Raw genomic sequence first — 3090 nt, forward strand, 5'->3', positions numbered from 1 at the left:
CATTCTCGCGTTACGGCGCGCTCAGCTCACGATCGTCAACGGCCCCGATCGGTGGATCCGGGTTTAGGCCCTGGCCCAGGCGTGAACGCCGTGGCACCGTACCGTTGTGACCGACCACCGCGACGCCGTGCCGAGGTTCGAGGAATCCGGCGCAAGGGCAGACGCATTGCCCACAGCCGACTCATGCGGTTGTGGCGACGCGGACGATGGCGTCGACCACCACGCCGGTCACCATGCGGGAAGATCTGATTGCGCGCCGTGCGTGGCTCGCCCGTCGCCGCTGCCGGAGCGCATCAAGGCGGTCCAGGCAGCGATTGAGGCCGAGTCCGAACCGTTGGTCACGCTCACCCATCTCCTGCAGCTGTGCCGCGACGAGCATCCCGTGCTCCGCGAGCAGCTCGGCATCCCCGGCCGCCACACTCGGGTTGCGGCCATGGTGGCCGACCTGGTGCCGGCGCTGTCCACGGCCGCGACCGCCGCGCTCGAGCCGGCCGAACGTCGCGCTATCGCGGCTGCGCTGACCGTCGACCCCACCCTTCCCGCCGTGCTGGTTGCGCGGGCGCTGGTCGAACTGCTCGACGTCCGCTACGGGCACGGTTTCGCGGCGTCGTTCCGCCGACGCAGCCCCTACCAACCAGGGGTAGGTGACCCTATCCCCTTGGACAGCCCGGATCTGCGGCTCATCTCCGAGCTGCCGGCCACCTCGCCGCCGTGGCGGCTAGCCAACCGACTCGACGAGACACGTCACGTCAGGCTGGCGGGTGAGTGGGCCACCCAGTTCCAGGTGATCTTCGACTACAGCCGGGCCGACGCCCTGACCGGCATCATCGGCTCCGATACGGTCGTGGCCACCTGCCATCCCAACCGAGGATTGTCCGAGTTTGCGTTCCCCCTCGACACCTCAGGGCTGGCGTTCCCAGTCGGGCCGGTTGATGAGCGGCGCCAGCACCGCGAGATCGACCGTCTGATCGGCATCGCCGTTGCCGAAGGTGCCAGCGTCGTCGTGCTGCCTGAGCTGTGCGTCACCGAGCGCTTAGCTGCCCAGCTGCACGACTGGACGACCCGTCGCGAAGGGCCGCAGCTGTTGGTCGCCGGAAGCTACCACCACGACGACGAGCATCTCGACGCAGACCTTGGCCACCCAGCCCGGCAGCGGCGGCGTAACACCGCAGTCGCTTATCTACGGGGCTGCCCGATACCGCTCACTCAAGATAAGCACTCTCCTGCCGATCGACCCGTCAACGAGAACATCCAAACGTCGGGCTGGCCGGAGCTTCGGGTGCACGTCAGCAGCGACGGGTGGCATCTGGTGATCGCCATCTGCCGTGACCTACTGAACCCGCACGCCGCGCACGCCCTGGCCGAAGCCGGCGTGAACCTGGTGCTGGTGCCGGCGATGAGCGAAACCCTGGTCGCATTCGGTGGTCCCGTCGCTCAGTTGGTCGGAGCCGGGCAAGCCTTCGTGGCGGTGGCCAACAACCCGGCCGACTTCTCCACGACCAGCGATCTGACGGTCCACCTGCCCGCACGGGCGCTGTTCGGTCATCCAGGCTTCGGCCAGCAGACGCGACTCGTGCAGCCAGCCGACGGCGAACCGGGCGTGGCGCTGCTGCGGGTTCGGACCGGTCAGCTGCGATGGCTGGACGCCGGCGCCAGCCCATCAGGATCGACCCAGGGTGACACGGTGGAACTCCCGCCGTGGGCCGCCGGGCTGCGCCGACTGTGCGGTCTGGACCCCACCAAGACCAGCCTGCCACCGACCGAGCTCACGCTACGGCCCGCGGCGGTGCTTGTACTCCTCAGCGACAGCTCGGACGGCCCGACCGTCCTGCTGACCGAACGAGCCGCGGACCTGGCCAACTACCCGGGACAACTGGTGTTTCCCGGCGGTGCCGCCGATCCGGGAGACGACGGACTGGTCGCTACCGCTCTACGCGAAGCCGTGGAGGAGACAGGGCTCGACCCACGCACCGTGAACATCCTCGGCACCCTGCCTGCTCTCGCGCTACCCGACAGCGGATTCCTTCTCACCCCGGTACTCGCGTGGTCGCACCGGCCCGAATTCATCACCTCACCCAACCTGGCCGAAGTCAGTGGCCTCGCCACTCAAGCGTTACACCTACCCGCATACCCCAGGCCGACCTTGCCGCCCCGGCCCAGTCCAAGCGACGAGCCAACGGCGAGAGACCCGCAGCCCCCGGCCCCGGCCCCGGTCATCGGAATGGTCACCAGGGTCATCCTCGACCTCGTCACCGGAATGGTCGCCCGAGCAATTGCCCCGGCCACCACAGATGCGTTCAGGCTGGCAACGATGCAGCCTCATGAGCGATGATGCGTTCCGTCTGACGGTCCCGAGAGGCGTCCCCTTGTCGTGAGGTATTTGCTGGGGTCGCTGGCCGGCCGGGCGCCGGCGGCCAGCCAGCGGCTGAAACCTTACGGGTCGCGGCGTTCGAGTTCGTCCAGATATCCTTGCCGTGCTGCGACCAACCGCCCTCGGTGAGCAAGGCCCTTGGAGCGCAGTAACGCGGTGTAGCTGGTCCGCCATGCTAGACAGAGCTGGGCATCGGTCAGCGAACGAGGGACGCCACGCAGACCATGCGCGGAATCAAACGGATCTGAATGGTCACCGCTGCCGCCGCTATCCGTCGCGGACAGCAGTCGTTTCGAAACCAGCACCTCCAGGGCCGCTCTGCCGCCAGAGGCGTACCAGATGATGGCCGGGGGGACAGCGCAATCAACAGCACGGATGTCACCATCCCGACCAGGCCCACAAACGCTGCCGAGCCCATTATCGCCAACCCCCCGGTCGCGCCGACCATTGCCGCGGTGGGCAGCGAAGGCGACTCGATCGGACCCTTGCGCCCCCGACCGGCGACGGACACCAGACAGGAGATCACCGCCGAAGCCGCGGCGACGCACAGCACAGCACCCCAAGGCGCAATGATCATGGTGACAGCGGCGCCGACCGCACCAAGCGCGTAGGCCAACACCATCCAGCAGAGCCGGTAAAGGGGCATCCGCGGCACTCTGACGGCGCTCAGTGAACTTCCCCGGTTGTGCTCATCGAAATTCCCCACCCGGAGGCATCTG

Annotated in this window: 2 protein-coding genes; one reads left to right on the forward strand and one right to left on the reverse strand. The window is 67.9% G+C overall.

What is annotated here, in order from left to right:
• Window positions 1-106: 106 nt before the first annotated feature.
• Window positions 107-2332: an NUDIX domain-containing protein gene (locus ABD714_RS22310; RefSeq protein WP_344814668.1), complete on the forward strand. Its 2226-nt coding sequence runs from the start codon at window positions 107-109 to the stop codon at window positions 2330-2332.
• 235 nt (window positions 2333-2567) lie between these two features.
• Here ABD714_RS22310 and ABD714_RS22315 read toward each other — a convergent pair.
• A partial coding sequence (locus tag ABD714_RS22315) for a hypothetical protein (RefSeq protein WP_344814669.1) occupies window positions 2568-3090 on the reverse strand: 523 nt, incomplete at its 5' end.

Origin of the sequence: Microlunatus aurantiacus (genome assembly GCF_039536605.1) — a bacterium.
GTDB lineage: Bacteria > Actinomycetota > Actinomycetes > Propionibacteriales > Propionibacteriaceae > Microlunatus > Microlunatus aurantiacus.